1 protein-coding gene is annotated in these 669 nt (G+C 64.6%); it reads right to left on the bottom strand.

The annotated features are described in order from the left end of the window. Nucleotides 1-669: ABC transporter ATP-binding protein (locus tag HLUSI_RS27140; RefSeq protein ID WP_040503193.1), on the bottom strand; the 669-nt coding region annotated here is incomplete at both ends.

Raw genomic sequence — 669 nt, 5'->3', positions numbered from 1 at the left:
CGGGTGCGCCGCCGAGCACCGATTTCGTCCGGTGACCGGCGGCGTGCCGGTGCCGGTGTAGATTTCCTGCACGCGCTGGTCGGCGCGCGCTTGGTCCGGGGTGCCCGACATCAGCACGCTGCCCTGGTTCATGACGGTGACTTGTTGCGAGAAGCCGAGCACGCGGTCGATGTCATGTTCGACGATCAGCACCGGGATATTCCCGGCGATGATCTTCACCAGCCGCGACACGCGTTCGCGCTCGGCGGCGGCGAGACCGGCCAGCGGTTCGTCCATCAGCAACACATGCGGCTTCGATCCCAGCGCAATGCCCAGATCGACCAGCCGTTGGCCGCCGTAGGAAAGTGCGCCGCCTTCGATCTCGTCGATGCCCTTGAGCCCGAGGAAGCGCATCAGCTCGTCGGTCTCGGCGTGGATCTCGGGATAGCTGTCGATGTCCTTCCACATGTTGAAGCGCGAAGCGTGACGCGCCTGCAGCGACAGCCGCAGGTTTTCGTAGATGCTCAGGCCCTTGAACAGGTTGGTGATCTGGAACGAGCGGGCCAGGCCGCGCTGGCAGATCTGGCCCGGCGTCAGGCCCTGGATTTCTTTGCCGTTCAGTTTCACGGTGCCGTGGTTGGGCACGAACATGCCGGAGATCAGATTGAAGGTGGTGGTCTTGCCGGCGCC

This window comes from Herbaspirillum lusitanum P6-12, assembly GCF_000256565.1.
In the GTDB taxonomy this organism is placed as follows: domain Bacteria; phylum Pseudomonadota; class Gammaproteobacteria; order Burkholderiales; family Burkholderiaceae_D; genus Herbaspirillum; species Herbaspirillum lusitanum.
Note: the sequence above shows the minus strand (reverse complement) of the source record. Positions and strands in the feature narration are given on the sequence as shown.